This window comes from Corynebacterium hindlerae (assembly GCF_014117265.1).
In the GTDB taxonomy this organism is placed as follows: domain Bacteria; phylum Actinomycetota; class Actinomycetes; order Mycobacteriales; family Mycobacteriaceae; genus Corynebacterium; species Corynebacterium hindlerae.
In genome coordinates this window covers 2113761-2140324 of sequence record NZ_CP059833.1, presented here as the reverse complement: position 1 = coordinate 2140324, position 26564 = coordinate 2113761, and the positions used below count along the sequence as shown (strand labels likewise).

Annotated in this window: 23 protein-coding genes and 1 tRNA gene; 15 read left to right on the top strand and 9 right to left on the bottom strand. The window is 58.7% G+C overall.

The window, feature by feature from the left end; all coding sequences use genetic code 11:
- The first annotated feature begins 39 nt into the window (after positions 1-39).
- From HW450_RS10355 to HW450_RS10310, 10 genes are all read left to right on the top strand, one after another.
- A complete protein-coding gene (locus HW450_RS10355; protein ID WP_182385542.1) occupies positions 40-315 on the top strand; it encodes a hypothetical protein in 276 nt (91 codons plus the stop codon).
- Positions 312-1805, top strand: coding sequence for an HK97 family phage prohead protease (locus HW450_RS10350; protein WP_182385541.1), 1494 nt, complete (start codon positions 312-314; stop codon positions 1803-1805). The genes HW450_RS10355 and HW450_RS10350 overlap by 4 nt, the downstream gene beginning before the upstream one ends.
- Positions 1805-2113, top strand: coding sequence for a hypothetical protein (locus HW450_RS10345; protein ID WP_182385540.1), 309 nt, complete (start codon positions 1805-1807; stop codon positions 2111-2113). Before HW450_RS10350 ends, HW450_RS10345 begins: the two co-directional genes overlap by 1 nt.
- Positions 2114-2117: 4 nt before the next feature.
- The gene (locus HW450_RS10340; RefSeq protein ID WP_182385539.1) at positions 2118-2465 is read left to right on the top strand and encodes a hypothetical protein; all 348 of its coding nucleotides are present in this window, start codon (positions 2118-2120) and stop codon (positions 2463-2465) included.
- An 11-nt stretch (positions 2466-2476) separates the two neighbouring features.
- Entirely contained in the window at positions 2477-2920 is a 444-nt protein-coding gene (locus HW450_RS10335) for a hypothetical protein (protein WP_182385538.1), read from the top strand.
- Positions 2921-2922: 2 nt separating this feature from the next.
- Positions 2923-3315 carry an HK97 gp10 family phage protein gene (locus HW450_RS10330; RefSeq protein WP_182385537.1) on the top strand — a complete coding sequence of 131 codons (393 nt, stop codon included), beginning with the start codon at positions 2923-2925 and terminating at the stop codon, positions 3313-3315.
- Positions 3316-3594 (top strand): hypothetical protein, encoded by a 279-nt coding sequence (locus HW450_RS10325; protein ID WP_182385536.1) that lies wholly within the window; start codon positions 3316-3318, stop codon positions 3592-3594. It abuts the gene before it with no gap.
- 102 nt (positions 3595-3696) lie between these two features.
- Complete coding sequence (locus tag HW450_RS10320; RefSeq protein ID WP_182385535.1) at positions 3697-5586, top strand: phage tail protein; 1890 nt, start codon at positions 3697-3699, stop codon at positions 5584-5586.
- Entirely contained in the window at positions 5583-6956 is a 1374-nt protein-coding gene (locus tag HW450_RS10315) for a hypothetical protein (protein ID WP_182385534.1), read from the top strand. The genes HW450_RS10320 and HW450_RS10315 overlap by 4 nt, the downstream gene beginning before the upstream one ends.
- Positions 6946-7839: a collagen-like domain-containing protein gene (locus tag HW450_RS10310; RefSeq protein ID WP_182385533.1), complete on the top strand. Its 894-nt coding sequence runs from the start codon at positions 6946-6948 to the stop codon at positions 7837-7839. Before HW450_RS10315 ends, HW450_RS10310 begins: the two co-directional genes overlap by 11 nt.
- Here HW450_RS10310 and HW450_RS10305 read toward each other — a convergent pair.
- A complete protein-coding gene (locus tag HW450_RS10305; RefSeq protein WP_182385532.1) occupies positions 7832-8638 on the bottom strand; it encodes a tyrosine-type recombinase/integrase in 807 nt (268 codons plus the stop codon). The two genes, HW450_RS10310 and HW450_RS10305, sit on opposite strands and share 8 nt — an antisense overlap.
- Before the next feature lie 401 nt (positions 8639-9039).
- Between HW450_RS10305 and HW450_RS10300 the strand changes: the two genes are divergently transcribed.
- Entirely contained in the window at positions 9040-9603 is a 564-nt protein-coding gene (locus tag HW450_RS10300; protein ID WP_182385531.1) for an isochorismatase family protein, read from the top strand.
- A gap of 60 nt (positions 9604-9663) precedes the next feature.
- On the opposite strand, the gene HW450_RS10295 is transcribed toward HW450_RS10300, so the two are convergent.
- A complete protein-coding gene (locus HW450_RS10295; RefSeq protein WP_182385530.1) occupies positions 9664-9942 on the bottom strand; it encodes a DUF3618 domain-containing protein in 279 nt (92 codons plus the stop codon).
- Positions 9943-10045: 103 nt separating this feature from the next.
- Between HW450_RS10295 and bcp the strand changes: the two genes are divergently transcribed.
- Together bcp and HW450_RS10285 are read left to right on the top strand one after the other, a co-directional pair.
- A complete protein-coding gene (bcp, locus tag HW450_RS10290; protein WP_182385529.1) occupies positions 10046-10513 on the top strand; it encodes a thioredoxin-dependent thiol peroxidase in 468 nt (155 codons plus the stop codon).
- A 4-nt stretch (positions 10514-10517) separates the two neighbouring features.
- Positions 10518-11135: a TetR/AcrR family transcriptional regulator gene (locus HW450_RS10285; protein ID WP_182385528.1), complete on the top strand. Its 618-nt coding sequence runs from the start codon at positions 10518-10520 to the stop codon at positions 11133-11135.
- Between the two features lie 113 nt (positions 11136-11248).
- On the opposite strand, the gene acpS is transcribed toward HW450_RS10285, so the two are convergent.
- Complete coding sequence (gene acpS, locus HW450_RS10280) at positions 11249-11623, bottom strand: holo-ACP synthase AcpS (protein WP_182385527.1); 375 nt, start codon at positions 11621-11623, stop codon at positions 11249-11251.
- Between the two features lie 269 nt (positions 11624-11892).
- On the opposite strand from acpS, the gene HW450_RS10275 reads away from it, so the two are divergent.
- Both HW450_RS10275 and HW450_RS10270 read left to right on the top strand, forming a co-directional pair.
- The gene (locus tag HW450_RS10275) at positions 11893-12186 is read left to right on the top strand and encodes a hypothetical protein (protein ID WP_182385526.1); all 294 of its coding nucleotides are present in this window, start codon (positions 11893-11895) and stop codon (positions 12184-12186) included.
- A gap of 116 nt (positions 12187-12302) precedes the next feature.
- Entirely contained in the window at positions 12303-12596 is a 294-nt protein-coding gene (locus HW450_RS10270; RefSeq protein WP_182385525.1) for a winged helix-turn-helix domain-containing protein, read from the top strand.
- A gap of 66 nt (positions 12597-12662) precedes the next feature.
- Here HW450_RS10270 and HW450_RS10265 read toward each other — a convergent pair whose 3' ends face one another.
- The 6 genes from HW450_RS10265 to HW450_RS10240 all read right to left on the bottom strand — a co-directional run bounded on the left by HW450_RS10265 (position 12663) and on the right by HW450_RS10240 (position 26518).
- A complete protein-coding gene (locus tag HW450_RS10265) occupies positions 12663-13517 on the bottom strand; it encodes a helix-turn-helix transcriptional regulator (RefSeq protein WP_232843246.1) in 855 nt (284 codons plus the stop codon).
- A gap of 96 nt (positions 13518-13613) precedes the next feature.
- Positions 13614-14999 carry an L-serine ammonia-lyase gene (locus HW450_RS10260; protein WP_269149328.1) on the bottom strand — a complete coding sequence of 462 codons (1386 nt, stop codon included), beginning with the start codon at positions 14997-14999 and terminating at the stop codon, positions 13614-13616.
- A 38-nt stretch (positions 15000-15037) separates the two neighbouring features.
- Complete coding sequence (locus tag HW450_RS10255; RefSeq protein ID WP_182385524.1) at positions 15038-16360, bottom strand: aromatic amino acid transport family protein; 1323 nt, start codon at positions 16358-16360, stop codon at positions 15038-15040.
- Positions 16361-16869: 509 nt separating this feature from the next.
- Positions 16870-25800, bottom strand: a complete 8931-nt coding sequence (locus tag HW450_RS10250) for a type I polyketide synthase (protein WP_182385523.1) — start codon at positions 25798-25800, stop codon at positions 16870-16872.
- Between the two features lie 223 nt (positions 25801-26023).
- Positions 26024-26194 carry a hypothetical protein gene (locus tag HW450_RS10245; RefSeq protein WP_182385522.1) on the bottom strand — a complete coding sequence of 57 codons (171 nt, stop codon included), beginning with the start codon at positions 26192-26194 and terminating at the stop codon, positions 26024-26026.
- Positions 26195-26436: 242 nt separating this feature from the next.
- Positions 26437-26518: transfer RNA gene (locus HW450_RS10240), tRNA-Leu, on the bottom strand.
- Between the last annotated feature and the right edge of the window lie 46 nt (positions 26519-26564).

Below are 26564 nucleotides of genomic sequence, written 5' to 3'. Positions count from 1 at the left end.
CATGGGTGAGGATCGCTAAAAACGAATTGAAGGACAGACGTGTCTCACAGGCTCGAAAACAAGAAGCCCCCAACCCAGGTAACGCACCCGTGGCGTTCCACGGCCCGGGTCGTCATCGCCGCGGCCATTGGAATCCTGCCCCTGCTACCTGACATCGCCGACGCCGCCGACATCGACACAGTCCCCGCCGTGGTATCCGTCCTAGCCGTCACAGCTGCCGTGCAGCGCGTCCTAGCTATCGAGGGCGTCGACGCATGGCTTACCCGCTACCTAGGAATAGGGGCGGAACCTAAACCGAAGGAGCACAACCGATGAAACCTAGCACTGTAGTGCTTGCCAGTGAATCCGCTCGCACCATCGAAGGAATGGTGCTGCCATGGGGTGAAGCCGGTGCCACCAACCGGGGTGAAATCATTTTCCCCCGCGGGTCCCTGAATATCCCTAGCGACCTATCCCGCGTGAAGCTGCTCGCGGGGCACTCACCCGCCGGTGTGCCCGTGGGATTTGCCATCGCTGCCGAAGAGCGTGACGAAGGGCTGTATATGTGCTTCCAGCTTGGAAGCTCCGAGGCAGCCACCACCGCCCTAACGCAGGCACAGGATCACATCATCGATTCGTTTTCGATTGAGGCGGCGGGCGTGAGGCAGCGCGGGCGTGAGGCTACCGACGGGCTACTAAAAGCGGTCGCGCTGGTCCCGTTCCCCGCGTTCCATTCCGCACGCATTGGCCTAGTCAACGCCGAAGAGCACGACGAACCACACGAACCGGTGGACGAACCACCAACTACCGACACCACCGACGAAGAGACCAAGGAGTCCGAAGAAATGCCACAGCCAACCATCACCCCACCGGCCACCACGGCGCGCGTTGCGACCGTTCCGAAGGGCGTCGCCCCTGAACCACCTACCGAGGTACACGCGTCGCTGCATGAGGCGACCGAAATCTTGCTGGCAGCGAACCAAGGCGCCATGAGCATGGACGAAGTTCACGCCGCGCTGACCGACATCACCGGCACTAACACGCTGACCACTACCCCGGCCACCTGGCTAGGTGAGCTGTGGAGCGGCGTAGCCTACAAGCGCCGTATCGTGCCACTGGTCCAGAATGCAGCCCTCCGAGGTCGCCGCGCTCACGGCATGCGCTGGAAAACCAAGCCCACTATTGCAAAGTGGAAGGGCGATAAAACCGATATCCACTCTTCTAAGGCTGAGTGGGAGGAAGTCGAGATGAGAGCCCAGCCATGGGCAGGCGGTAACGACCTTGACCGCCAGATTTTCGACTTCAAGGAGGCCGACGCGTTGCGCATGTATTGGGCAGCGATGGCCGAAAGCTACGCGTACGAGACCGATAAAGAGCTTGCGGCATTCCTGGTCAAGAACGCAACCGACGTGCAGGAATCCGCCCCTGACCTGATCCGTGCAATTAGCCGTGGCGCTATCCGACTGGACGAAAAGACCCACTCCCCGGCAACATTCGCGCTGGTCAACCCGTCCGACCTTGAGACCGTCCTGGACTTTTCCCAGCTGGACGTGCCACACTTCACCGGCCTAACCCCGGTGTCCACCCCTGATAAGTGGGTCACGTCTGAATTCGTCGAAAAGGGCACCGCCATCGTGGGCTCTAAGCTCGCTGCCACGTTCTACGAGCTCCCCGGCTCCCCGCTCCGAGTCGAAGCGGAACACATCGCGAAGGGTGGACGCGACGCGGCACTGTTCGGATACACGGCACAGATGATCAACCGCGCCGATGGCCTGATGAAGGTCCACTTTGCTAAGTCCCCAGCACCTAAGCCGGAAATCGTCTAATGATCACCCGTGACGATGTGCAGGCATGGCTGAAAATCCAGGTAGGTGAACCTGATCTGTCAGCACTGGACGCGGTGGTAGCTGCCGTGGTGTCCACGGTCGAGGGCTGGCACGGCACCGCCGAAGAGTGGACGCCACGAATTAAGCAGGGCGCTGTCATGCTCGCGGCTCACCTGTGGCGTCGCCGGGGCACACCGGGCGGCATGCAGGCCTTTAGTGAAGAGGGCGCGTCATGGGTCCAGCGCCATGATCCACAGGCTTCCATGCTGCTAGGCCTTGGCGGTTGGTCGCGCCCACAGGTGGGGTGATCACATGGACCCGACACACCTCACCGGGGCGCTGAAAGCGCTCGCCGATCGTCTCACCGCTGCCGGTGTGCCCGCCACGATTGACCCTGACCTGATCCAGCTACCGGGCGCACTGGTCACCGTGGACGATATCGACGCCGCCGAATTTGGCGGCCGGTTCATCACCGCGACAGCTGCCGTGCACCTCACCGCAGCCGATACCGGCATGGCGTACGCACTAGACCAGCTCACCCGCATGTTAAAAAGTGTGCTCGCTGACGGAATGATCCCCATTGAGTCACAGCTGCAGGCGCTGACCCTCCCAGCGACCGGCGTCGCTGTCCCCGCCCTCACCCTCACTATCGAGCTATAGGAGAATCCCCAATGACATCACCACTACCTACTAGCAGTGATCCTAAATACCTGACCCTAGGCCCCGGCACCCTGATTTTCGGCTCCGAGGGAGCAAAAAACGAGTGGTCCGACTACGTCAAATCCGTGACCGTTGAGCGGAACCCGTCAACGGGAGATAGCGTCATGGTGCTGTCCGGGCGCACCCTCCCAGGTGAACGGCGGGAATCTGCAGCCCTCAAGGTCACCTGCTTCCAGACCCTCAAAAAGGGCGGGATCATTGACTGGTCCTGGCAGAACGACGGCAAGACGGTGCCGTTTGAGTTCAAGCCGAAGGACTCTAAGAGTGCTGCCGTGGTGAAGGGCACCGTCGAAGTGCGCGCCGTCACCATTGGCGGTGATGTCGGATCGAAGCCCACTAGTGATGTGGAATTCCCGATTATTGGGGTACCATCGTTCACCCCTGAGTCCGAGTAACCATGGCCAACGGATTCGTTTCAGCGAGCACCCACGTCAAGGGTGCGCGTGAGCTTAGGCGCACGCTGAAACAGGCGGGCGGTGATCTATCGCAGCTCCGAGAGGCTAACCGAGAGGCCGCCCGCTCTATCCTCCCTATCGCTGCCGGGTTGGCACCTGTGAAAACCGGGGCGCTGAAAGCGTCCTTGCGTGTTGGTGCTACCCAGCGGGCGGGAATTGTCCGAGCCGGTAAAAAGGCCGTCCCCTATGCCGGGCCGATCCATTGGGGTTGGCAGGCACGCGGCATTAAAGCTAACCCGTTCATGACCGAGGCAGCGACAAATAACGAGCATATTTGGATCGAGGCTTACATGGACGCGGTCGAGAAAGCAATTCGCCAAGTGAAAGGTAAATAAATGCAGGTAAAAGTCAACTTTGTTAATGGCCGTAGTGAGATCGCTAGCGTGATCATGTCTGACATGGTCGCGTACGAGCGCACCGCCCGTATTCGTGATTGGGGCGGCATTGATTCTGAAACATCGCGCCTAACCGCCGTCGCGTTCCTCGCGTGGCATTCCCTTAACCGGAATGGAGTATTCGCCGGCCAATTTGACGAATTTCTAAATGATGCGGAGCTGGTCGAAGCTGTGGATGAAACTTCAGCGCTGGACCCTACCACGGCGCCGGGCGTGTGATCGCCGCCCTGGCGCTGAAAACCGGGATACCCCCTAGCGTCCTGCTAGAGGAGGACCCCCGCATGATCGACACGATGATAGAGATACTGGAGGAGGCTAGCCATGGCTAAAAAAACCGCTATGGTGTCGATCCGCATTGTCTCCGATTCCAACACGCGCGGATTTAAAAAAGCGGCTGAAGCTACCGACGGACTCATTCGCAGCTTCACTAAGCTCACAGCGATATCTACATCTATTGCGTCCGGTATCGCCATTACCGGCGGCGCGTTGGGTCAAGTCGCCGCGGGTGCTGCAGCGCTAAGCGCTGCCGTAGCCCCTGCCATTGGCGCGGTCGCGCTTGGATTCGAGGGTCTGAAAGAGGCAGCCGCCGAAGCGGGCCCGGCGTTCGAGGGCCTGAAAGAGGCCGCGTCAGCTGAGTTTGCAGAGGGCCTAGCGGACCCGTTCGCGCGCCTTGGAAGCGTGATCGAAGAGCTTACGCCGCATATCGCTAGCCTGTCTGCCACCACCGCCGAAGTGTTCGGGGGCGTCCTGGACACCATTAGCGATAGTGTCCCCGAGCTGCAGGCACTCACTGCAGCGGGTGAAGAGTTCATATCAAGCATGGGGCCTGGACTTAATGACCTTATATCCGGGTTCCTGCAAATCGGCCCCGCGTTGGAGCCGGTCGCCGCGCGTCTAGGTGAATCATTTGGCGGCTTCCTCGCTGTCATTGGTGACAAATTCACCGAGTACGCCGCGAACGGCACCATGACCGCCCTTGTGGACAGCTTTGCTACCGCCGTTGATGGCCTAGGCGTCCTGCTAGGGTCGCTTATGGACCTGCTAGCAGAGTTGGGTGTTGCGCTAGGCCCGTCGCTAGGTGGCATATTCGAGGCGCTAGGCGTCACTATCGGGGCTATGGTCGATCCGCTAGCACAGATAGCTGATGTGGCCGGTGTCGCCCTGGTCGATGCGCTGAATATCCTTGCCCCCGCATTCGGTCCTGTCATGGAAGGTATCGCAGCACTAACCGAGGCCGTCGCCCCGTTGCTCCCGCCACTGGCTGAGGTGGTGGCGGTCGTGGGTACCGCGCTAGCTGACGCGGTGATAGCCGTCGCCCCGTTAGTGCAGTCAATTGCACAGCTGCTAGGTGACCTGCTAGTAGGTGCGCTGGACGCGCTAGCACCTGTGATCCCGCCGATCATCGACGCTATCGGGATCATGGCCGACGCCTTCCAGCCGGTGATCCGTGCTGTCTCCGAGGTCGCCGCCGAAGTGTTCCCGATCCTGCAGGACGCTATGGAGGATGTCGCCCCGCTGTTCCCACAGCTAGCCGGCGTAATTAGCGACCTTATCCAGGCTCTACTGCCGATTATCCCACCACTAGGTGAGGTCGCTAAAGCACTGATTCCCGCCCTGGTAGACGTCGTGAATGCGCTAGCCCCTGTGCTAGTGACATTGGCGGATATCTTTATCGGCCTGATCGACGCGATTATGCCGATTATCCCGCCACTGGTCGAGATAGTGAAAAGTTTGCTGCCTGCATTCGTGGGGATCGTGGAGGCGCTAGCCCCGATCCTGGAGTGGCTCGCACAGGTACTAGGTGGAGTCGGTCTGGCTGTCGGTGACATTTTCGTCAGCGCTATTTCCACGGCTCTAGGCTGGCTGGATGCGCTGGTCGATAAGCTGAGTATCGCTATTGAGTGGCTGAAAGATTTTGGCCAATGGGTCGCTAATCTCCCCGTGCCTGATTTTGGGGACGTTTTCGGGGCCGACCCGTTCGGTGGTGGCGGTGTGTACGAGTTCCACGGCGCTACCGATGGCGGCGTGTATGGTGGCCATCTCGCGGCGCTCTTGCAGCGCCCCGCTCCCCGCTCCGAGACAGCCCCCATCGTCGTGAACGTCACCGTTCACGGGGCTGTAGGCAATGAGCGTTTCCTAGCTGAGACCATTCGCGCGGCACTCCGAGACACCGACGAACTTACCGGGTTGGAAGGGCTGCGCACGGCATGATTATTCAACCGTTTGTGCGAATAGATGGAGTTCCCCCGGGTGATACAGTCGAGTCATGGGACACCGAGGGGCACGCGGTCCTAGCTGACCTGTCCATCAAGTGGGGGCGGATAAACATCTTTTCACACGCCGACCCGTCAACAGCGACGTTTACCATACGACACCGCACAGGTAAATTACATCGCGGTTACCCTATCCCCGGGCGTTCTCGAGTAGATGTTCTAATCACCGTCAACAAGCAATTGGTGACCCTGTTTGATGGCATTGTGCGCAACATCACGACGCGCTACGTGAGTACTGATAAAGACGGTGACATTTGGGACACTGAAATTACCGCCGTCGATCCGATGGGGTTCTTTGGCTCCGAGTACATAAACAAAGAACAATGGTTTAGAACATACGCGTATAAACAGGCGTTTGATCTGCAATTTACCGGGCGCACCACACGCAACATTACATTTTGGGTGCCCGACAAATGGAAAAACGAGTCTGTTCGCCTGTTTAGTGAGCAAGATATCATGACTAAACTCACTGCAGCGAAGAGTTTTTACCACGCATTCGACGCTGGCACATGGACTAGGCGGCCAGGAGACACAAACGTCTACCCCACCGGGCGCAAATCCGCCGAAGTGTTCGGCATTTTCAGGCAAAGTAAAACCGGGGCATTACTCCCTGAAATTAAAGTAAAAACAGATGAATTAGTGGTAGTTAACACATCTGGCAAACGTCAGCAACGCCCAGTTGACACTGTGAGCATTGATGGCAATGACGTGCGCTCAAAGATTGAGTTTACTTTCGGTCCAAGAACCGAGGTAAGCGCCTTAATTGTACATGGCTTTAACCTGGACGATACAGAAACACAGCGCACGATACGGCCCAAAAGTACTACGTTGCCAGGCAATTCTACTATGTCATGGAACAGCAACCTTGTGATCAAGGACACCACACGCCCACTGCTTGAAAAAACAGCGGAACAGCTAGTGCAAACATGTTTCCTGCCAGAAATACCGGAATTAACTTTTATATCCGATGAATTTACGGAAGAACAGATTAAATTCTGGATTCACACCTGGGAATCTAATATTGTCGGAATTGTCAAAAACTCTAAGTTACAAGACGTATTGCGGTCGATTGGTTTCGCAATTCAGCCGACCATTTCACCTATTGGTGGCACACTTGTTTGGAATGGCAAAAAGTGGCTTTCAACGCTTAAATGTGTATGGGTTGGCAAAGGAGACACAGCGGATAACCCGCTGCCGTGGAAACTGCTAGACAACAGTATTAACTGGCACCGTGCACCATTCATAGATGAATCTGTCACATGGGCTGATTTAGAACACATTACGCAAGGGGGAATATATGCCGAGTAGAACACCAACGTTTCAGTTTCCATTTCCGCTAGCTACTGACCCGGTTTATAAAGGGGCTCATGATATTGAGGCGCTAGCGCGGAAAGTCGAAGAACAGATTCTGCAGATTCCGAAGGGTGATACCGGCCCCGCTGGACCAGCGGGTAAGGACGGTCCTACCGGCCCGGCGGGTCCCGCTGGACCGCGTGGCCCTCAAGGGCTAAGCGCATTCGAGGTCGCTCGAAACGAGGGATTTCATGGCGAGGTCGCCGCGTGGCTGGAATCCCTCAAGGGCCCTGCAGGTGCTCGAGGTGCTACCGGCCCCGCTGGCCCCGCTGGCAAGGACGGTACTAGCGTAACGATCGCGGGCGCGGTGCCTGATAGTCGCTCGCTGCCTAGCGGCCTGTCACGTGATGACATTGGCCGGGCGTGGATCACCGAGAACGACGGCCACCTTCACATCTGGAATGGGGATCGCTTCACCGATGTGGGGACCGTCCGAGGCCCGGCGGGTAAGGACGGTGCTACCGGCCCCGCTGGCCCGGCGGGTAAGGACGGTGCTACCGGCCCCGCTGGCCCGGCTGGCAAGGACGGCGCGGGCCTGACGCTCGAGGCACCCGAAACACTGGACAGTGACGCTTTCACAGGCAAAGCGACATTCAAGAAAGCGGGCCCTATTGGCGGCGTGTCCTTTGAAAATATCAGCTTTAAGCAAACCGGATCGCAGGTTCTGATCGGTCAAGCGCCGTATGATATGCAGCCCCCCGGCCCTGTCCGTTTCCAGCTATACGGCTCGAGTGCACCGGGGCCAATTATCCACATTCAAGACGGGTACATCTTTGCGACGCAGGTGCCACGGAATAGTGAGACATACACCGGCGGCGCGTTGTGGTTCACTAGCTAGCCACGCGCCACGTGGCGCGCGCTGAGTCCACTAGCGACGTGGTAGACACCGCTACGTAAACCTGTGTGGTGTCTATCTTCCGGTGCCCTAACAGCTCTTGCACGGCGCGTAGGTCGTGGGAATGCTCATAGGCGGTTGTTCCGTACCTGTGACGTAACTTGTGTGGGGTGTAGCCGTCCGGTAGGTAGCGGGTAATGAGTTTTCCGAGCCACCCGGCGGAAATGTGGCCGTCAACCCCGCCCGGGAATGTCCACCCGGGCCGGGCCTTGATCCGCTTAGCTAGGTGAGGTGGTAGAGGTACTAGCCGCGTGTGACCGCCCTTGCCGGTGATCCTCAAGGACCAGCCCCGCCCCGCTGGCACGACGTCGCTAGCCCTGATTTTGGCGCATTCCTCACGTCTAGCGCCGGTGGTGGCCATGATCTCTATTGCTAGTGCAACGTGATCGGGGGCGCGGGCTATCGCGTCACGGATCATCACATCTGGACATGGCCGGGGCACGGTGCGCGGTTGGCGCACAGCCGGGATAGTACTAGCGACGTCATCACATACACCGGTGGCGGCGCACCACTGCCAGAACGTCCTAAGGCTGGACCGGGCGGATTTACGGGCTGCCGGTCCCCAATTGGACGCGGCTAGCCAGTCGATTAGATCGGCACGTGTGACGTCGTGGACTGGCTTGCCGACGTGCTCGAGGCACCGCCGTATGTGTGACGTCCTGACCGTGATCGTGCCATGCGTTTTTCCGACGGCGCGTAGTTCAGTTTGCCACCCCTGCAGGATCGTTTCGTTGTTATACATGTGACGTATGTTACAGGCGTGATGTGTGGTTGTGTTCATTTTGGTGATGAAATTCTGCAGGTCACGCCGGTAACGCGTTTAACCAGTGGGTTCGGGGTTCAAGTCCCTGATGGCGCACAAGTAAAACACCGTCTGACCTAGTCAGGCGGTGTTTGTTTTGTTAGGGGTTGGCGGCCCGTTGGGCCTTGTCACTTTAATTCCCGGGAAGCGTTTCCCGGATCTCGTCAGAGAATCGAGCTTCACTGCTGCTTTTTTGAACTTTTTACCCCGAAACCCGGGAAATGCTTCCCGGTTTTCATCACTAGAGCCCCTTCACTGGATCGGCACGGATTAGTCATCCATTCACCAGCTCTTAGGACACATTTGTCTGTTTTATATATGCCTTCGGTAACATTGTATGCATGTCTTCCGCACTGCTCATCGTTGATGTTCAAAATGATTTTTGCCCTGGTGGCGCAATACCTGCTGCTAATGGGAATATCGTTGGGGAAAAGATTGCGGAACTCGTTCGTAGCGAACACCACTATGACTACGTACTCGCCACCAGGGACTGGCACATCAAGCCAGGGACTCACTTTTCAAAGAATCCAGATTATTTGGATACTTGGCCTGTGCACTGCGTAGCGGATTCGCTGGGGGCTGAGTTCCATCCGGCCCTCGATCTCGCTTTCGCAGAGTTTCCTCCCACGGCGCTGTTCCCCAAGGGCCAGTACACGCCAGTATATTCCGGTTTTGAGGGAGCTTGCCAGGGCGTTCTGCTGGAGGATTACCTTAAGGAACACGGCATCACACACCTTGACATCGCCGGTATCGCTACGGACTTCGTCGTCCGGGAAACAGTGCTGGATGCAGTGCGAAAGGGCTTCAAGGTTCGGGTTTTGACCGACCTAGTTGCACCGATGAATAAAGAATATGCAGAACTAGCGCTCCAGGAAATGGAAGACGCCGGGGCTACCCTGGTGTAGAGAAAAAACGGCCGCGACAAAGGCTTCTATTGCCCCGTCGCGGCCGCTGCTTTTTATCTATTAGGAACGCTCAGCGAGCATCCGCTGGATCGCTTTCAGGTCGCGGTTCTTCTTCCGGGAGCTAGCAACAGATAGCCCGATCAAGCCTGCAACAACGAGTACAGCGCCACCGATGGCAGCCTGAATCTTCGGATCCTGCAGCTTAACCGCCAAAGACTGCTGCGCGTCGCTTACCAGCGCCTGTGGGCGGCTGCGTTCTGCCAGCTGGTCAAGGGTGCTAGCGAGCTGACGGCGAGTGCGTTCAATGTCGCGCTGGATGTCATCGATGTTGCGTGCCACGAGGTGTCTCCCGAAATTAAAAGAGTTAGTGCTTACTTCGCTTAACTCTACCTGTTTAGGTGCCCGCGCTGCAGCAAAGCATGCTCACGGTAAGCTAAAACGCATGAGACTTGACGTTGGCACCCCTGCCCCAGAATTCAGCCTAAGCGATGACACCGGAGCAACCGTCTCCCTTTCCGACTTCCGTGGCGAACGGGTTGTCCTGTTCTTCTACCCGCGCGCAAACACCCCAGGCTGTACCAAAGAAGCCTGCGATTTCCGCGACAGCCTCGCCCCACTCAACGAGGTCGGGATTAAAGTCGTCGGCATTTCCCCCGACGCTCCTGAAAAACTCACGAAGTTCCGCGCCGACCACGACCTGAACTTCCCATTACTTTCCGACCCTTCCCGTGAGGTTATGAAGGCATACGGAGCATTCGGGGAGAAGAAGAACTACGGCAAGATCGTCGAAGGGGTTATCCGCTCGACGTTCCTCATCGAAGCCGACGGACGCATCGGCCTGGCGCTCTACAACGTTCGTGCTACCGGTCACGTTGCGCGCGTCCTTCGCGAGCTCGGGGTATCCAGCTAAAGTCATGTCCGAGATCCTCGTCCCCCGTCGTCGTCCCGCGCAGCAGCGCAGCCGCGAAAAGTACAGCCGTATTTTGTCGTCGGCGCGCGCCGTGCTTGTCGACGCCGGATTCGAGTCATTCACGTTCGACGAAGTGGCCCGCAGAGCCGAGGTTCCCATCGGCACGTTGTACCAATTCTTCGCCAACAAATATGTACTGATCTGCGAACTCGACCGCGAAGATACCGCAGCGATCGTCGCCGAACTCAACGCATTCTCCAAGCGCGTCCCCGCACTACAGTGGCCGGAATTCCTTGACGAATTCATCGACCACCTTGCCAAGCTCTGGAAAGAGGACCCCTCCCGGCGCGCCGTGTGGCACGCCGTTCAATCCACCCCAGCGACCCGCGCCACCGCAGCCGCAACCGAGAAGGAAATGCTGTCCATTATCGCGGCAGTCATGGAACCTCTCGCACCCCGCGCACCACTAGATATGAGGCTCGGACTGGCTGGAATCCTGATCCACACCGTCACTTCCCTACTCAATTACGGGATCCGCGAGGATGAACACTCCTTCGACGCTACCGTCGCAGAAATAAAACGGATGCTTGTGGCATATCTGTTTGCCGTCGCCCAGGTGTAGCAGCCTGCATCGCTAATGTGCGGGACCTGGAATTCGAGTCTAGGTGAATAAAATACCCTAAAAGCAAAAATAGCAGATTTGCAGCTCCCGCTCTCGAATTCCAGGTCTCGCGGTTAGCGGTCCGCGGGTGCTGGTTCCAACAAGCACACCGCCGTGGCGTAGTCGCCGTCGTGGCTAATCGAGACTTCGACATGGGCAGCAACCAAGTCTTGGCGTAGGCGCACGCGCCCCCACTGATCTTGCTCGATGCAAAGCTGTGACCAGATCATTTCCTCTGCAACTGGTGGCTGGTCATACATGGATTGCGACCAGGCTTTGACGAAGGCTTCTTTTGCCGCCCAGCACCCGGCGAGATGCTGGGTGCGGTTGGTTTTCCTGGTTGCACGTCGCAACTCTAGCGGGTGAAATACCTCCAAGAAGCGCGACCCTGGCTGTTCTAATTGCGTAGCAAAACCGGGGATGTGGACAAGGTCAATGCCAACGAACAAGTAAGCTCCCGTATCTAATCAGATGATGCGGTTAAGCCTACTAAATGCGAGCACCGGTGCTGGTCGAGAACATGTGCACTGCGTCATCGGATGGGGCAATGCAGAAGGTATCTCCTGTCGGATTTGGTAATGCAAACTGTACTTTTACCTGGATTTTCGTCAGTTTGCATTACCAAATCCGGCACGAGTTTCTGGAAAGCTCTTGCCAACATGGAAAGTTGTTTCTTTACTCAAGCTTGTCAGCACAACACCCACCAAGGAGCCCAACAATGACCACCCCAGAACAAGCCCGCGAACAACTTCAACTCGCTAACTCTCTTTCCTCCCGCGCCAGTAGCTTCAATCCAGTGTGGATCACGTACGTGGCCTTGTGCACTGCCGGAACGATCTACGTCATGGGCAGGCATTGGGCACCGGATTCACTGATCCCCACCATCCTCAGCGTCACCTGGACCGTAGTGTTCTGCTCTATGCTCGGTGTGTTTGCTATCGTCCAACCAGCCACACGCCGAGGTTTCGGCAAACGATGGGGCGTAATGATGTCCCTGTGGGCGATCACGTAGGTCCTCGCCACGGTCCTCCACGCGAGCCTCGACACAGCAATGTTCCTGTCCACTATCTTCCTCCTGCTAGCTGTCGCTGGCACAACCTGGGAAGCAATCGTGAATCGAGTAGTCCGATGAGCGCTCACCCCCGCCTCGACCTCAACCCTGCATTCAGCAACCCCTTGCGATTCTCCCTGGTAGCAGCATTGTCAGGAGTGGATTCGATGGTTTTCAAAGACCTACGAGACTATATCGCTACCACCGACTCCCCCCTCTTCAAGCACGCGTCTGCCTTGGAAGAACTGGGGTACGTGAAGATTAAAAAGGGGTTCGTCGGCAAGAAGCCGCAAACAAAACTGTCTCTCACCAGCGACGGGCTTAAGGCCTGGCACACCCACCTCGCCACACTCCAAGCAATTGCAGGCTAGTGACCAAACGCCAAAGCCCAGCAACCTCAATTTTGCAGGTTGCCGGGCGTATTGGGTTTTTAGCGCTTATTGCCGCACGCGCACCAAATAGCGGTAGATGGTCGCCTCAGACACGCCGAGCTTGGCTGCGGTAGCCGCAATTCCGCCTTTGAGCAGATAGAACCCTGCTTCATCCAGATCGGAAACCACGTTGAGCCGTTCGTCTACCCCCATCTTCTCGATCACATAACCATATTTCGCAATCGCACCACCAAGCATTGACTCCAGTAGGTTGTCCAGGTTGGATTGCAGATTTTCCATCGTGTCTTCTGCAACGGTTTTAGGTGCTGACGGCGTGGTGAAGTCCATCACTGCTTGTTTCTTCACCTCGTCGACCGGACTTAAGTCCTGGAAGCCACCCAAATCCACCGGCTGATCCTCAATGGGGTCAGGCATTGGCAGCATTTCCACTTCATCTTCGTAACCGTTGGCTACCACTGGTGTCGATTGGCCGATTTGCGGCCCAACGAATCGGTGAAACTGAACAAAATCAGTAATGTCTACGTTGACGCAGATCATTCCGATGAGTTCATTTTGTTCGTTTCTGATGAAGTAGCTTGAAGATCGACAGATCCTTCCAGCGCCGTTTACTGCGCGATAGCCTGCCACATATGGCACAGAAGACTTTGCCCCCTGACGCATGAACCACAATGCAAAATTCGTAACTGGGCCGCCGAGCTTTCGACCACTAATGTGGCCGTTTACGATCGCAATGATTGACTCGTCGGGAACAGTTAGGTCGTGAAGCACGATTTCACAATTGGGACCGATGGCCTGGCCAAGAAATTCCACCAACGGCACGTATCGATCATATAGATCCTGCCGATCCCGGACCGGAGCTGACATCATGAGATGTTGCATTGCTTTCGGATCTTGTTTCATCGCCATCATCTTCTCTACATAACCACTGCACATCACCTCGACACACCGGTAGTTGATGTGTCGAGGTGGTGAGAACTTTCTTGCCTGATTTTAATACTACGAGCAAGGCAAAAGTACTGGAAATACCACTTTGGCCAGACCGCCGGCAGAAGTTTCACGGTACTTATTGTCCATGTCTTTTCCGGTTGCATACATTGTTGCAATGACCGAATCGAGCGACACTGCTGGCTCGGAGTCTCGGTTTATCGCCATCGTGGCGGAGTTGATTGCCTTCACAGCACCAATGGCGTTTCGTTCTACACAAGGAACTTGGACTTGCCCACAGATGGGGTCACAGGTGAGCCCAAGGTTGTGCTCCATTGCGATCTCCGCAGCACTGCATACCTGGGCTGGAGTTCCGCCCAACAGTTGCGCCAAGCCTGCAGCTGCCATTGAACAAGCAACCCCCACCTCACCCTGACAACCAACTTCGGCACCAGAAATAGAGGCATTCATCTTGTACAGAGCTCCGATTTGGGTGCAGGTCAAGAAATAGTCAGCGTAGCTGTCTGGGGTGACCTTCTCGACGAATTTGTCATAGTAGGCCAAGACTGCTGGAACAATGCCACACGCACCATTGGTAGGTGCGGTCACCACTCGACCACCGGCTGCATTGGTTTCGCTCACTGCGAAGGCAATCATGTTCACCCAGTTGACGCTTTCCAGGGCGCCCAACCGGTGGGGAGCATCTTTGGACTCAATGCGATGCTTCAGTGCTGCGGCACGACGAGGGATTCGCATTGGCCCCGGCAGCACTCCGTCTGTATGGAGCCCCCGATCAATGCCTTCCTGCATGACTTCCCATACCCGTGCCATATGCTCCCGGACCTTTTGCTCACCATGAGCTGCAATTTCATTCGCCATGGCCAGCTCTGGGATACTGAGCCCCTTTTGATTACAGAGTCGGAGCAAAGCATCGGCAGTTGGGTACGGATATGGCACTGGCTGGTGCGTATCGCATCGCTTTCCGATCTCCGAAGCCGGCATAACGAAGCCACCGCCAATGGAACAGTAGAACTTAGTGAGGACTTCCTCTTCGCCACGGTAAGCAGTCAGCGACATCGTGTTTTCGTGAGCAGGATGGAAGTCACTGCGGAAGACGATCCCATTCTCCCCGTCGAAGGCTACCTCCTTTTGCGAGCTACCGATATTCAGCTTGTTCGTGGAGCGAACGGTATCGAGGAAAATTGGCATCTGATCGATGTCGACCGTCTCTGGTTCAAACCCCGCCAGGCCCATGATGATCGCATTGTCGGTGGCATGTCCCTTGCCGGTCAGTGACAATGAACCATACACTTCAGCACTGACGCGATCCACCATGCTGATGAGTTCTGATGCTTCCAGCTCGTCGACAAAGCTCTTGGCTGCTTTCATAGGACCAAGAGTGTGTGAGCTCGACGGCCCGATTCCGATTTTGAACATTTCGAAGATGCTGATGAACACGGCCTTATTACTCCTTTTTCAATTCCAGCAGCAGCTGTTTAGAAAACCTGGAAGATGTTGTAGACGATGGTGCACACCGCAACGACACCGATGACTGTGGTGAAGTAGTTACCAAAGTGCCCACGGAATCGCTTCAATGCTGGAACCTTGTAGATCGCGTATTGCGGCAGCAGGAAGAGCAGGATTGCAATCGTTGGGCCACACAGGGTTTCAATCATTCCCAAGATGGAAGGGTTAGCCCAAGCCACGAGCCAAGAGCTGACCAGCATGAACATCAACGTGAAGTTGTGCAGGGACTTACCTTCTGCAAATTTCTTATTACTCGACGCGCGCTTGACAATGCCTTCAAAGCCCTCAGCTGCGCCCAGGTAGTGCCCCAGGAAGGACTTTGCGACGGCGATGATGGCAACAACTGGTGCAACCCAAGCGATCACTGGATCATCGAAGTGATTAGCCAGGTAGGACAAAATCGTGATGTTTTGCGCCTTGGCCTCAGCGATGTTTTCTGGGCTCAGCGACAAAGCGGTCGAGAAAACGAACAGCATGACCACAACAACCATCAGAATTTCAGCGGAAGCCAGGATTCGACCGGTCTTCTTATCGCTGTTCGCACCGTAGATCTTCTTATTCTCTTTAGCAAAGGAAGAGATGATTGGCGAGTGGTTGAACGAGAACACCATCACTGGCACGAGCAACAGCAGCGTAACTGCAAGGCCGTGGCCAGAAGCTGCGGAAACCGATTCCAGGCTAAACGTAGTGAACAGTGCGCCGCTCCACTGTGGAATCAGGTAGAGAGAGAGCAGCACCAAGATAGCGATGAACGGGAAAACCAGGACAGACATCACTTTGACCACTACGTTTGAGCCAAAGTTGACGATCAAGATCAATGAGCCAACCAACAGTCCAGCAAGCAAACCACGAGGTGGAGCGGACATGTGGAGCTGGTGTTCCATGAAAGAGGTAACTGTGTTGGTGATGGTGACGGAGTAAACCAACAGGATTGGGTACACCGACAGGAAGTACAGAACTGTCATCGCCAACCCAGCCTTGGAACCGAGGTGTTCTTCCACTGCCTCAGTGAGGTCTCCTTCTTCCGAGGAAGACGAGAGGACAAACCTGGTGAGAGCACGGTGTGCCCAGAAGGTCATTGGGAAAGCGACAAACGTCATGATCAACAGCGGGATAATACCGCCGACACCTGCGTTGATTGGCAGGAACAGGACGCCAGCACCGATCGCAGTACCGAAGAGGCTGAGCATCCAGACGGTGTCGTTCTTCTGCCACTTGAGGGCAGCATGTGATCGGTCGGCGTCGCCGGAGCTTCCTAGTTGTGAATCACGAGATTCCGTAACGAGGGACATGAGTTTTTCCGTTCGATGGCGGAGGAATGAGAAATTTTTGCATTTCGCTCACTTCTCAAGGCAACTCGTGACCCGAAGTGCAAACTTTTTCTCAACTGACACACCTCACAGTAGTCCTACCCCGTATGTTTGAGAATTAATTATTGCCCAATAGTGTCGGATGCAACATTTTTTACATTGTTGAACAGGAAAAATCGGCTGCACCCCCACCAAAACTCCCCCTATGTGGGGGCATTTGATGTCGACGGTGCAGCTCACGAACCGACCCAGCAGTGCGCAACCGTTTGCATGCGAGATCCTTTGCAGCCTGAGAAAAACTTTGATGTTCAACTCACAAATCTCGCATCCAGTGCGACCGAATCTGTGATTACCGGGTTAACTGGCCGACGGGACTAGAAAGGCCCGATCCCCTTACGGAACCGGGCCTTAGTGTCGAATCTGGTAATGCAAAGTGACTAATTCACAAGGAAAACGTCAATTTACATTACCAAATCCCGCACGGGCTCTTTCTACGGCTGCATCACCCCGTCGATAAGCCGCGCGGATTCGGAAAGCAGCATTGCTGCTTCGCGTTCCTTGGCTGCTGCGCCGGTGCCGCCAAGGTTTCGGTCGACTGGCTTCTCGTAGAGGGCTGCGCCCCCATGCATGGCGCTGAGGATCCGGCGCAGACCGGCGGCCTCGCGAGCTGCTGCGGCAGAGCGCCATTCGGTTGCACGGGCGCCCAAAGCTGCTTCGAATGCGGCTGGGTGCACGATGGCGATGAGTGCGGAGACATGTCCGAAGCCGAGAGAGGTCACCAGGCCGGCCTTTGGTGCGCGGGACCGCAGGTCCAGGGAGGAGCGCAGCCACACCAGATCGGAGTTCTTCTCTAGGGCTGGGTCGACGCAGTCCAGGGAGCGGTTCGGAGGAACGACGCCGGAGCGTAGGACCTGAGTAAGGCCGATCAATTGGAATGCTGCGGCGCCGCCCTTGGCGTGACCGGTGAGGGTCTTCTGGGAGATCACGTACAGCGGGTTACCTGCGGTGCGGCCAATTGCGCGACCAATGCGGGTATGCAGGTCTGATTCGTTTGGATCGTTCGCCTCGGTGGAGGTGTCGTGCTTGGACACGATCGCAATGTCATCCGGCGTCACACCAAGCGAGGCCAGAGCAGTAACGAACCGGGACTGCGTACCACCACGAGCCGCACCCAGTGCGCCCAGGCCAGGAGCCGGGATCGAGGTGTGCGCACCGTCCGCGAAGGATTCGGCAAAGCCCACCACGCCGAGCACCGGCAAGCCAAGGTCAGCTGCCACGGAACCACGAGCCAGCAGGATCGTGCCGCCACCAGCGGATTCTACGAAGCCACCACGGCGACGGTCGTTGGCTCGGGAGAAGAACTTGTCTTCAATTCCCTTGCCTCGCATGACACCGGAATCGGCGGTGGCCGCCATATCACCGAAGCCGGTGATGCCTTCCATCGACAGGTCATCCAGGCCACCTGCGACCACGAAGTCTGCCTTACCCAGGCGGATCTTGTCCATGCCTTCTTCCACGGACACCGCGGCGGTGGCACATGCTGCTACTGGGTGGATCATCTGGCCGTAACCACCAACGTAGGACTGCATGACGTGGCCTGCCATGACGTTCGGCAGCGCTTCCTGCAGGATATCGTTCTGTCGCGGCTCAGCGAGCAGGCCATCAACGAACAGGGAACGCAGGGACGCCATGCCGCCCATGCCGGTGCCCTGGGTGGAGGACACGCGGGTTGGGTGCAAGGAACGCATGATCTCTGCGGGGGTGAAACCGCTGGATAGGAAGGCGTCCACGGTGCAGACCAGGTTCCAGACAGCGACGCGGTCCAGGTTGTCGATCATGTCCGCTGGGATGCCGTACACGCTTGGGTCAAATCCCTCTGGGATCTGGCCACCAACAAAGCGAGACATCGCCATGCGGCGTGGCACGCGAACTGCGGAACCAGCCTTGCGGGTGACAACCCACTCCCCTGTTTGCTCGTCCAGGTGCGCCGTGGTGGTTTCCGGCTCGGAGTCAACGAAGGTGCGGGCAGCAGCTGCGTCAGCGACGTTGAAGGACAGGTCACGGTCCAGGTACACGGTCGTCAGCTCCGGCATGAGGTTGTTCACCATGCCGAAGTCATCGTGGTACTGGCGAACGCCCACACGCGCGAGGACCTCGTCGTGGAAGCGGTCGAAGATGTCTTCCTCCGCAACCGGTTCGTCGGATGCGTCGTACCAGCCCGGTTTCGGGTCCTCGTCCCAGTGGATCAGTCCCATGGTCCATGCCAGCTCAGTGACGCCGGCGGCGGTCAGGGATCCGGTGAGTTCGGCGTCGAAACGCGTGCGGGCAGAGCCGTATGGGCCCAACTCACCGGCGCCGACGATGACAACCATGTCTTCAAGCTTCTGGGTGACCTCGAAGGACGGCGTGGTGGCGTCGAAACGACGGTACGGCGTTGGAAGGGCCTTAATGGTGCGCGGCTTGTCGACGTCCCCTGCCTCCGATGCCTGTGCCGCAGCGTTACGTGCCAGCTCAGCCAGATTCAGCTCAGCCTCACCCAAGCCACCGGTGAAGTCCTTCACCACCGGCGCGGTCGCTGCCTTGGAACGCACCGCTGGGGCGACCTGCGACAGCAGCTCCTCCGCGATTTCGTTCGTGGCGTAGGTGCGTACACCTGCGGCTTCGACAGCTTCGACCAGCGGATCGTTACCGCCCATGAGGCCGGTGCCGCGCACCCAACCGATGAGCGCGTGGACCAGCGAAGTGCGAGAGCCCCACACTGGCTCAGCGTGCCAGCGAGTGACCAGCGCGTCGAGGGCTGCCTTGGACTCGCCGTACGCGCCATCGCCACCGAAGCGACCTCGGTTCGGCGAACCTGGGATCACCACATGCAGGCGCTTACCGATCTCCGCGTCCACCCCAATCGCAGACAGACCAGCGATGAGACGCTCCACCGACCACAGCAGCAGACGCATCTGGTTCTCGGCCTGCGGGCCGGCATCTGCCAGGGATCCGGAAACCCGAGGAGCGGCGAATGGGAACAGCAGCGTCGGAACCAAAGCTGGCTTCAGCACCTTCTTCGCACCGTTCACGGTCGCGGTCTGCTCATTGCCGATCCACTCGATCACGGCATCCAGGTCCGTGTAGGACGACAGGTTAGCTGGGACGATCCACAGTGCAGCCTGGCCGCGAGCAGACTCGCGGTAGAGCTTCTTGTAGTACTCAAGACGCTTGTGGTTCAGGCTGGAAGTGGTGACCACCACGGTGGCACCACCAGCGAGCAGCCCCTCGGTCACAGCTGCAGCGATGGAGTTCGGGGACGCACCTGTGATCACAGCCACGTCGTTGGCGTACTGCAACGCTTCAGTGGAACGTGCCTGCTCAGCCAGGTCATTGAGCCCAAAAAACTCAGCCTGCTGTGCGACGGCCTCACCCGCACCAGTGATGTCCAGTTCTTCCAGCTGACCCAGTGCAAAGCGCGTGATGTCTTCGCGGGCAGAGGCCCAGCGGTCGTCGAGAAGCACGGCCTTATTCTCATCGAACGCAGGCGCGACCTGGCGTGGCCAGTCCGATCCTAGTTCGCGAGCGACCAGCTCGAACAGTTCCACGCTGTCGTCCTGCTCCGGCAGTCCGTGGGCTGGAGCGTCGGCAAGGCCCAAGGTATTCAGGATGGTGCGAGCGGTCTCTGCGAGCACGCCCTCGCGCCCGGTCACAGCCTCGGCGAATTCGCCCAGCGCTGCGGAGTCCACCACGCCACCGCCAGCTCCACCGGCGGATGGCAGCCCCACGGACACCCCGTGGCGGGCTGCGACGGCCTGCACGGCGGCGTCGATAAGTGCGTCTAGCTCGGCCACATTGTTCGCTGGCGGCAGGGTCGCAAGGTCACCACCACGCAGCGACGCACCTTCGCGAGCACCCATCACTACCTCAGCCTGGACATGATCCGCCCAACCCTGGCCCAGCTGCCACGTTCCGGTGACGCGCTCAGCAATGTAGTTCGGGCGCTTTCCGGTAGGTCCGGTGATACGACGCAGTGCGTCCGCAGACGCATCCGCAAGCACCGGCCCGAAGGCGGTGTACCCCTTGGCCATGCGGGACACGGTGTTCTTCAGGTCGGATAGCTCCGCGTCAGCAGCACCATCGATCGCGCCGAGACCGAACTCCACACCAAGGTCCAGCAGCAACTGGTTACGGCGAGACGACACACCCTCAACCAAGGTCTCGATGGAGTCCGTAGCACCCATCTGATCTGGGCGGACCTTCGTCCAGATAGCGATCAGCATGTCGGTGGCATCAGCCGGAGTGAAGGCAATGTCATCCGGGCGAGGGCCGCCGGCAGGCGCCGCAGCAGGAGCAGCCACAACCTCCGTGGCCTGAGCTGCAACATTCTCCGTCTCCGGAGCAGCCTCAGCTGCTGGCTCGTCCTCAGCAACCTCACGGGTGATCGCATCAGTAGCAAACACTGTCGCCGCATCGCGCTCAACGTTCAGCACCTCCAGGTGTGCATTCGCATACTGCGGCAGGCGCATCGTCTGGCCAAGCATGTTCGCGATCGTCGGCGAGGATCCCACACCCACTTCCACGAAGCGGTCCACGCCCAGTGACGTGAGTGCCAGGTGCTGGGTCTCAATCCAACGCACTGGGGAGGCGAACTGCCAGGCGAGCAGCTCAATGAGCAAGGTGCGGGCCAGCTTCTGCTCATCCTGCGCTGCGGCCTCAAAGTCAGCCAAGATCTGGTCGAGCTGCTCGGAAGAAACCACCTCAGCCATGGACTGAACAAACTCGCGACTCAGCTCGAACGGGCGGGCAACCAGGTTCGGGATGTAGCGCCCCACCAGAATGTCCAGGTCAATGTGGTGCGGGATGAGGGAATCCAGGTGGTCACGGAACGCGCCCACGCCGTCGCGAAGGTGCGAGGAGTGGAATGGCACGTCAATGCCCGGGATCTGGATGAAGGCACGCATGCCGGGCGCGCGCTTTTCCGCGTCAGCAGCTAGAGCGTCCAGCCCGGCGCGGGTGCCGGCGACAGCGTACTGGACACCAGCGATGTTGTAGTTCACGATCTCCAGGAACTCACCGGAGGATTCCGCGATGGAAGCAACGTATGGGAAAACCTCCTCCGCGGAAATGCCCATCTTGTTCGGACGCAACGCGGCCAGGCCGTAGTTAGAGACACCGGAAGCGTCGCGCTCGACCAGGCGGTGCATGGTGAGGCCTCGGGCGTACACGATCTCCACCACGGATTCCAGGGAGAGCACTCCGGCGTACGCGGCAAGCGCGTTGTATTCGCCCACAGAGTGGCCAGCGAAGAAGGCCCGCTGGTTCAAGGCGGACGCCTCGCGCATCTCGGCGACCTGCGCGCAGCCCAAGGTGGCCATGCCGACCTGGGTGAACTGGGTCAGGTACAGCACACCGTCAGGGTGCTGGAACTTCTCGCCCTTCACCGTGACTTCGGATGGGTTGTTGCGGACGATCTCAAGGATGGAGAAGCCCAGCTTGGCGCGGGTATGAGCATCGGCGCGATCCCACACCTCACGCGCCGCTGGGGAGCTGGCGTAGGCAGCCATGCCCATCCCTGGGGACTGGATGCCCTGGCCTGGGAAGGCGTAGAACGTCACCGGCGCTGCCATGACGGCGGTACCGGTGAGAACCAGGTTTCCGTCAACCTTCGCGGTGATCTCGCGGACCTCGCCGAAGCCCGGGCGGTTGTCTACGCCAGCACGTTCAACGGTGAACTCGATCTCAGCACCCGGCAGGACCGGTGCAAGCATGGTCGCGGTGTATTCCAGCACCTTCTTCGGCTCGGAGCCTTCAAACCCGGAGGAGGCGATCAGTTCGGCGATCGCGGAGGTCCACATGCCGTGCACGATGACGCCGTTCGGTAAGCCAGCGAGCGCCGCGGCGGTATCGGACACGTGGATCGGGTTGCGATCTCCGGATACCACGGCGAAAGGCTTCATGGAGGTCGGTGCCACGACCTTGGCGTAAGCACGGAAGGAGCGCGGGGTGTCCACCACGGTTGGGAACACGGAGGTGTTGGTGCGGGCGGTCATCTTGCCACCACGGCCACGGATAGCGAAGCGCTCGGACAGCTCCGCGGCGAGGCGTTCGCCTGCGTCTGGGTAGTCGGCGTAGACGCGGGCACGCACAACGACGACGCGGCCCATGTCCGTATCGGAAACCTCATCAGCGGTTGCCTCGATGCGGATCGGCACGGATGCTGCTGGCAGGGCGTCGGGCTGTGCTTCGACCAGCTTGATGTGGTGCTCGAGGTGCACCAGGGACAGCATGCCTTCGACCACGGAGGCAGAGTCGGTTCCTGGGATCACGGCGGACTTCACGGCTGCGAAGATCGCTGGCCATGCCAGTCCCACGATGACATCTGGCGCGGTGCCACCTGGGGTGACGGTGCGATCCAAGTAGGCGGCGGTGACGTTGTTGTAGTCGGCGATGTGGTCGGTGGACAGTTCGGTGTTCCAGTGCGCCACGCCATCCTTGATCTCTGGCAGTTCGCCACCGGCAGCGATGCGGGTGAGTTCGCCCATGGCGGCTTCCGCGTCTTCTTGGGTGACGGTCGGAACGCCGACCTCTGGGAGGGTGAAGCGAATCTTCAGGTCCGCGGTGGTGCCCGGCGCCGTGGAGCCGGTCAGTGGAACGGTCAGTTCGGCGTGAGTGGCGTCGAGGTCGCGTAGCGTCGCGCCGGTTGGGGCGTGGGTGGCTCCGCCGTCGTGAAGCTGCCATGCGTCGAGGTCGCCGAGGCGGGCGATCATCGAGCCGGTGTTGCGTCCAGCCCAGTAGGTGCCCTGTGCAGCGAGGACGCGCTCGGTGGCGGTCTTCGCTGGGGCGTCGGTGGCATCGAGGCGGTCGATAGTGGCCTGGTTGAAGCGTGCGAGCAGTTCGGCGACAGGCTCGTTGGCGCGGGTGATACCGGCGACAGCGGCTGGTCCTGGGATGATGCAGACGGCGTCGGCGTCGTAGCGCTCATCGTGGGCCTGCCACAGGGAGTCGGAGCGCCACCAGCGGCGCACATCCTTGTCGATCACCGGCACAAAGTTCACCGGTTTGCCCGGGGTGCGGCACAGCCCAAGGAACCATGCGACGTCCGCCGGGTGCAGCAGGTCAGTGGTGTTGTAAAGTTCGCCGAGCTTCACGACGGCCTGGGCTGGATCCTCAGTCAGCTCCACCTGCGGTTCAAACTCGCCGTGGTCGAGCTCGGTGAGGCGAGCCTCGGCGCGTTCCAGCATCTGGGCAAAGCGGTTCTTCCAGGAAATATCAGTCCACTGCCCCTGATACGGGCCGGACAGCTCGAGGTAGCGGTTCAGCCACTGCTCGTAGGTCATGTCGGCCAGGTCGCCAAAGTAGACTTTGCATGTCTTAGCCATGGCGGCGATGATGTCCTCGCGCTGAGCGGCGACGGCTTCTGCATCGCCCGCTACTTCATCGAGGAGACGGCCACACTTGGCAAAGGAGTTGTCGATCTCGTGAATATCCGCGCCCAGTTGGGAGCGTCCGGAGGCCATGCCAAAGGCTGCGCTACCTGCACCAACCCATTCGTCTTGCCCCTTGGTTTCCACCAACAGCTGCTTCACGGCATCAGAAGTCTTCGCTTCCTTGGTCGCCATTGCTGCGGTGCCGACGAGGATGCCGTCCACCGGCATCTTGGGCAGGTCGTACTTCGTGGACCACTCACCGGTGATGTAGTCCGCGGCGCGCTCTGGAGTGCCGATACCACCACCGACGCATAGGACGGTGTTCTCGGTCTCGCGGATCATGCCGTAGGTGGCAATCAGTAGGTCATCGAGTTCCTCCCACGAGTGGTGACCACCGGCCTTGCCGCCCTCAACGTGGAGGATGATCGGCACCTCGGGGACAGACCGAGCAATCTCGAGGATCTGGCGGACCTGCTTCACCGCGCCCGGCTTAAAGGCAACCCATGGGAACCCGTTGCCACGCAATTCATGAATCAGCTCCACTGCCTCATCATGCTCTGGGATACCAGCGGTGATCACCACACCGTCGATCGGCGCACCATTCAGGCGAGCTTTCTGCACCAGGCGCTTGCCACCGATCTGCATTTGCCACAGGTATGGGTCCAGGAACATGGAGTTGAACTGCGCGTTCACCCCCGGCTTAAGCAAGGAATCCAGCTTCGCAATATTGTTTTCCAGGATCTCCGGGGTCACTTGGCCGCCACCAGCGAGCTCCGCCCAGTGGCCTGCATTCGCAGCAGCAGCGACAATCTCCGGGTCCACGGTGGTGGGGGTCATACCGGCGAGCAACATCGGGCTACGTCCGGTCAGCTCGGTGAACTTGGTAACGAGCTTGCCGTTCTCCACGCGTGGGGCGAACTGATCAAAGGACACCGGTAGTGATGGGGCGCTCCCGGCGTCGAAAAGCGCGGATTGCCCGGCGTGGGTGCCGACGGAGAGCACGCCTGCGCCCCGCCCCGCAGCGATGTTCGTGGTGAGAGCGCGCACGCCTTCGCCCGGGCCGACGTCCAGCAGCCACGTTGCACCAGCGTCGAGAGCGGAGGTGACATCCTCCACCCAGTCCTCCGGGGTGATCAGGATTTCGGTAGCTAGCTCGCGCGTCAGCTCCACATCCAGTGCGGCACGCTCAGCCCACTGTGCGGCCAGCTCAACGGCGGGCAGCATTGCGGTGTGGTGGAAACCAACCTGTACCCCGAGGAACGCGAACTTCGGAGCAAACGGGGTGCCGCCACGCTTCTTGTTCTCAATCTCGCGGGCATCTTTTGCAGCAAGCTTTTCCAGGCGCTTCTTCAGCTCCACCAGATGCTGCGGCTGCCCGACGGCAACATACCAGTCGCGGGCGTTGCGCAGGCCGATCTCGACCTCGGTTCCCTCGATAGCGTTCTCGAGTTGCTCCCGGGTGATGCCCTGAATGGACAGCATCGGGGTGTGATCACCGCTTGGCACCAGGCGTTTTTCGCGGGCGATCTTGCTGGCTGCGGCCCCCACCAGCTGGGCGATCGCCACAAAATCCGCGGCCCGGGTGAGATCCTTCACGGCGTGCGCCGCGAGAATTCCCTGTGAATGCCCGATTGCGGTGCAGGCGCGCTCAATGTCCAGACCCTGCGCTTCCAGAGTCATGAGGGTGGCCAGCTGTGCGGTGAGTATGCCGGGCATGCTTACCGACGCCATCGTCGCATCAATCAACGGTGGCTGCTCAGCATTTGCCCAGTTGACGGGATCGAAGCCGAACGGTCGCGCCGTGGCGATGTCATCCTCAACCGGAGCAAGTTGCGCGGCTGCGTCGCTGACGACATCGGCGATTGCCCGGCCGGCACCTGCGGAAATTGCGGTACGCAGGCCGGCGAGCCAGTCGACACCTTGTCCCGCGAAAACCAGCCCGAATGGAGTGTTCTCCAGTTCGTCGATCAGACGATTCGCACCGTTCACTCGCAGAATGTGCAGCTCAGTCACGTTTATTCCTCTTTCAGTAGCTGGATTTTGAGTCGGCGATTGACGCACTCCACCAATTTCTTGGGAGTTAACTCTGCAAATATGCCACAGATCGTGAGGAAACCGTCATGTTTTGACGGCGGTTAGTTAGCGTGTCGAAACCTTTCGGTTTCATTTTCGCAGTTGGACGGTTATTTTCTTTCCCAAAACTAGATTTTGTGAAAGCGCCCTATTTTGGGGGTAGTTAAGGGTTGTTCAACACCTTTGCGACGTTTTCGCGAACCTCAGCCAGCTTTTGCACCGAGTCAGCGACCGCACCATCAAAAACCTGACATTCATTTTCAGGCACCACCTCATCAGAAGGAGTGATGCCATGCTCCGCTACATATTCATCAATATGCCTGGAAATACTCATAGTGGAACCCATCGTACCGGGGACATCTTCCCGCCCCAATGTGGCCTGTAAAAGAGAGCCCTAGTGGACGGCGCATCTCCACGCCTTCATATCAGGACACGGAAATCGAGCGTACGGATGGGATTTTTAAGGCGCGAAACATCCCATCCGTACGCTCTATTTCCGCGCCCTTGTACTTAACCCTACGGTGCGCCGATGCAAAAAGCGGGCCCCACCAACGGGGCCCGCTTCCTGAACAACTGTGGGCCTGGGGAGACTTGAACTCCCACGTCCGAAGACACTGGAACCTAAATCCAGCGCGTCTGCCAATTCCGCCACAAGCCCGTGGTTTTCTCACATGATACACATTCGATAGCTAGTTACCGAATCG

Excerpts from the sequence above, each read along its gene's own strand:
- HW450_RS10350 (WP_182385541.1), top strand. The coding sequence starts at position 312 with ATGAAACCTAGCACTGTAGTGCTTGCCAGTGAATCCGCTCGCACCATC.
- HW450_RS10345 (WP_182385540.1), top strand. The coding sequence starts at position 1,805 with ATGATCACCCGTGACGATGTGCAGGCATGGCTGAAAATCCAGGTAGGT.
- HW450_RS10340 (WP_182385539.1), top strand. The coding sequence starts at position 2,118 with ATGGACCCGACACACCTCACCGGGGCGCTGAAAGCGCTCGCCGATCGT.
- HW450_RS10335 (WP_182385538.1), top strand. The coding sequence starts at position 2,477 with ATGACATCACCACTACCTACTAGCAGTGATCCTAAATACCTGACCCTA.
- HW450_RS10330 (WP_182385537.1), top strand. The coding sequence starts at position 2,923 with ATGGCCAACGGATTCGTTTCAGCGAGCACCCACGTCAAGGGTGCGCGT.
- HW450_RS10325 (WP_182385536.1), top strand. The coding sequence starts at position 3,316 with ATGCAGGTAAAAGTCAACTTTGTTAATGGCCGTAGTGAGATCGCTAGC.
- HW450_RS10320 (WP_182385535.1), top strand. The coding sequence starts at position 3,697 with ATGGCTAAAAAAACCGCTATGGTGTCGATCCGCATTGTCTCCGATTCC.
- HW450_RS10315 (WP_182385534.1), top strand. The coding sequence starts at position 5,583 with ATGATTATTCAACCGTTTGTGCGAATAGATGGAGTTCCCCCGGGTGAT.
- HW450_RS10310 (WP_182385533.1), top strand. The coding sequence starts at position 6,946 with ATGCCGAGTAGAACACCAACGTTTCAGTTTCCATTTCCGCTAGCTACT.
- HW450_RS10305 (WP_182385532.1), bottom strand. The coding sequence starts at position 8,638 with ATGTATAACAACGAAACGATCCTGCAGGGGTGGCAAACTGAACTACGC.
- HW450_RS10300 (WP_182385531.1), top strand. The coding sequence starts at position 9,040 with ATGTCTTCCGCACTGCTCATCGTTGATGTTCAAAATGATTTTTGCCCT.
- bcp (WP_182385529.1), top strand. The coding sequence starts at position 10,046 with ATGAGACTTGACGTTGGCACCCCTGCCCCAGAATTCAGCCTAAGCGAT.
- HW450_RS10285 (WP_182385528.1), top strand. The coding sequence starts at position 10,518 with ATGTCCGAGATCCTCGTCCCCCGTCGTCGTCCCGCGCAGCAGCGCAGC.
- HW450_RS10275 (WP_182385526.1), top strand. The coding sequence starts at position 11,893 with ATGACCACCCCAGAACAAGCCCGCGAACAACTTCAACTCGCTAACTCT.
- HW450_RS10270 (WP_182385525.1), top strand. The coding sequence starts at position 12,303 with ATGAGCGCTCACCCCCGCCTCGACCTCAACCCTGCATTCAGCAACCCC.
- HW450_RS10265 (WP_232843246.1), bottom strand. The coding sequence starts at position 13,517 with ATGAAACAAGATCCGAAAGCAATGCAACATCTCATGATGTCAGCTCCG.
- HW450_RS10255 (WP_182385524.1), bottom strand. The coding sequence starts at position 16,360 with ATGTCCCTCGTTACGGAATCTCGTGATTCACAACTAGGAAGCTCCGGC.
- HW450_RS10245 (WP_182385522.1), bottom strand. The coding sequence starts at position 26,194 with ATGAGTATTTCCAGGCATATTGATGAATATGTAGCGGAGCATGGCATC.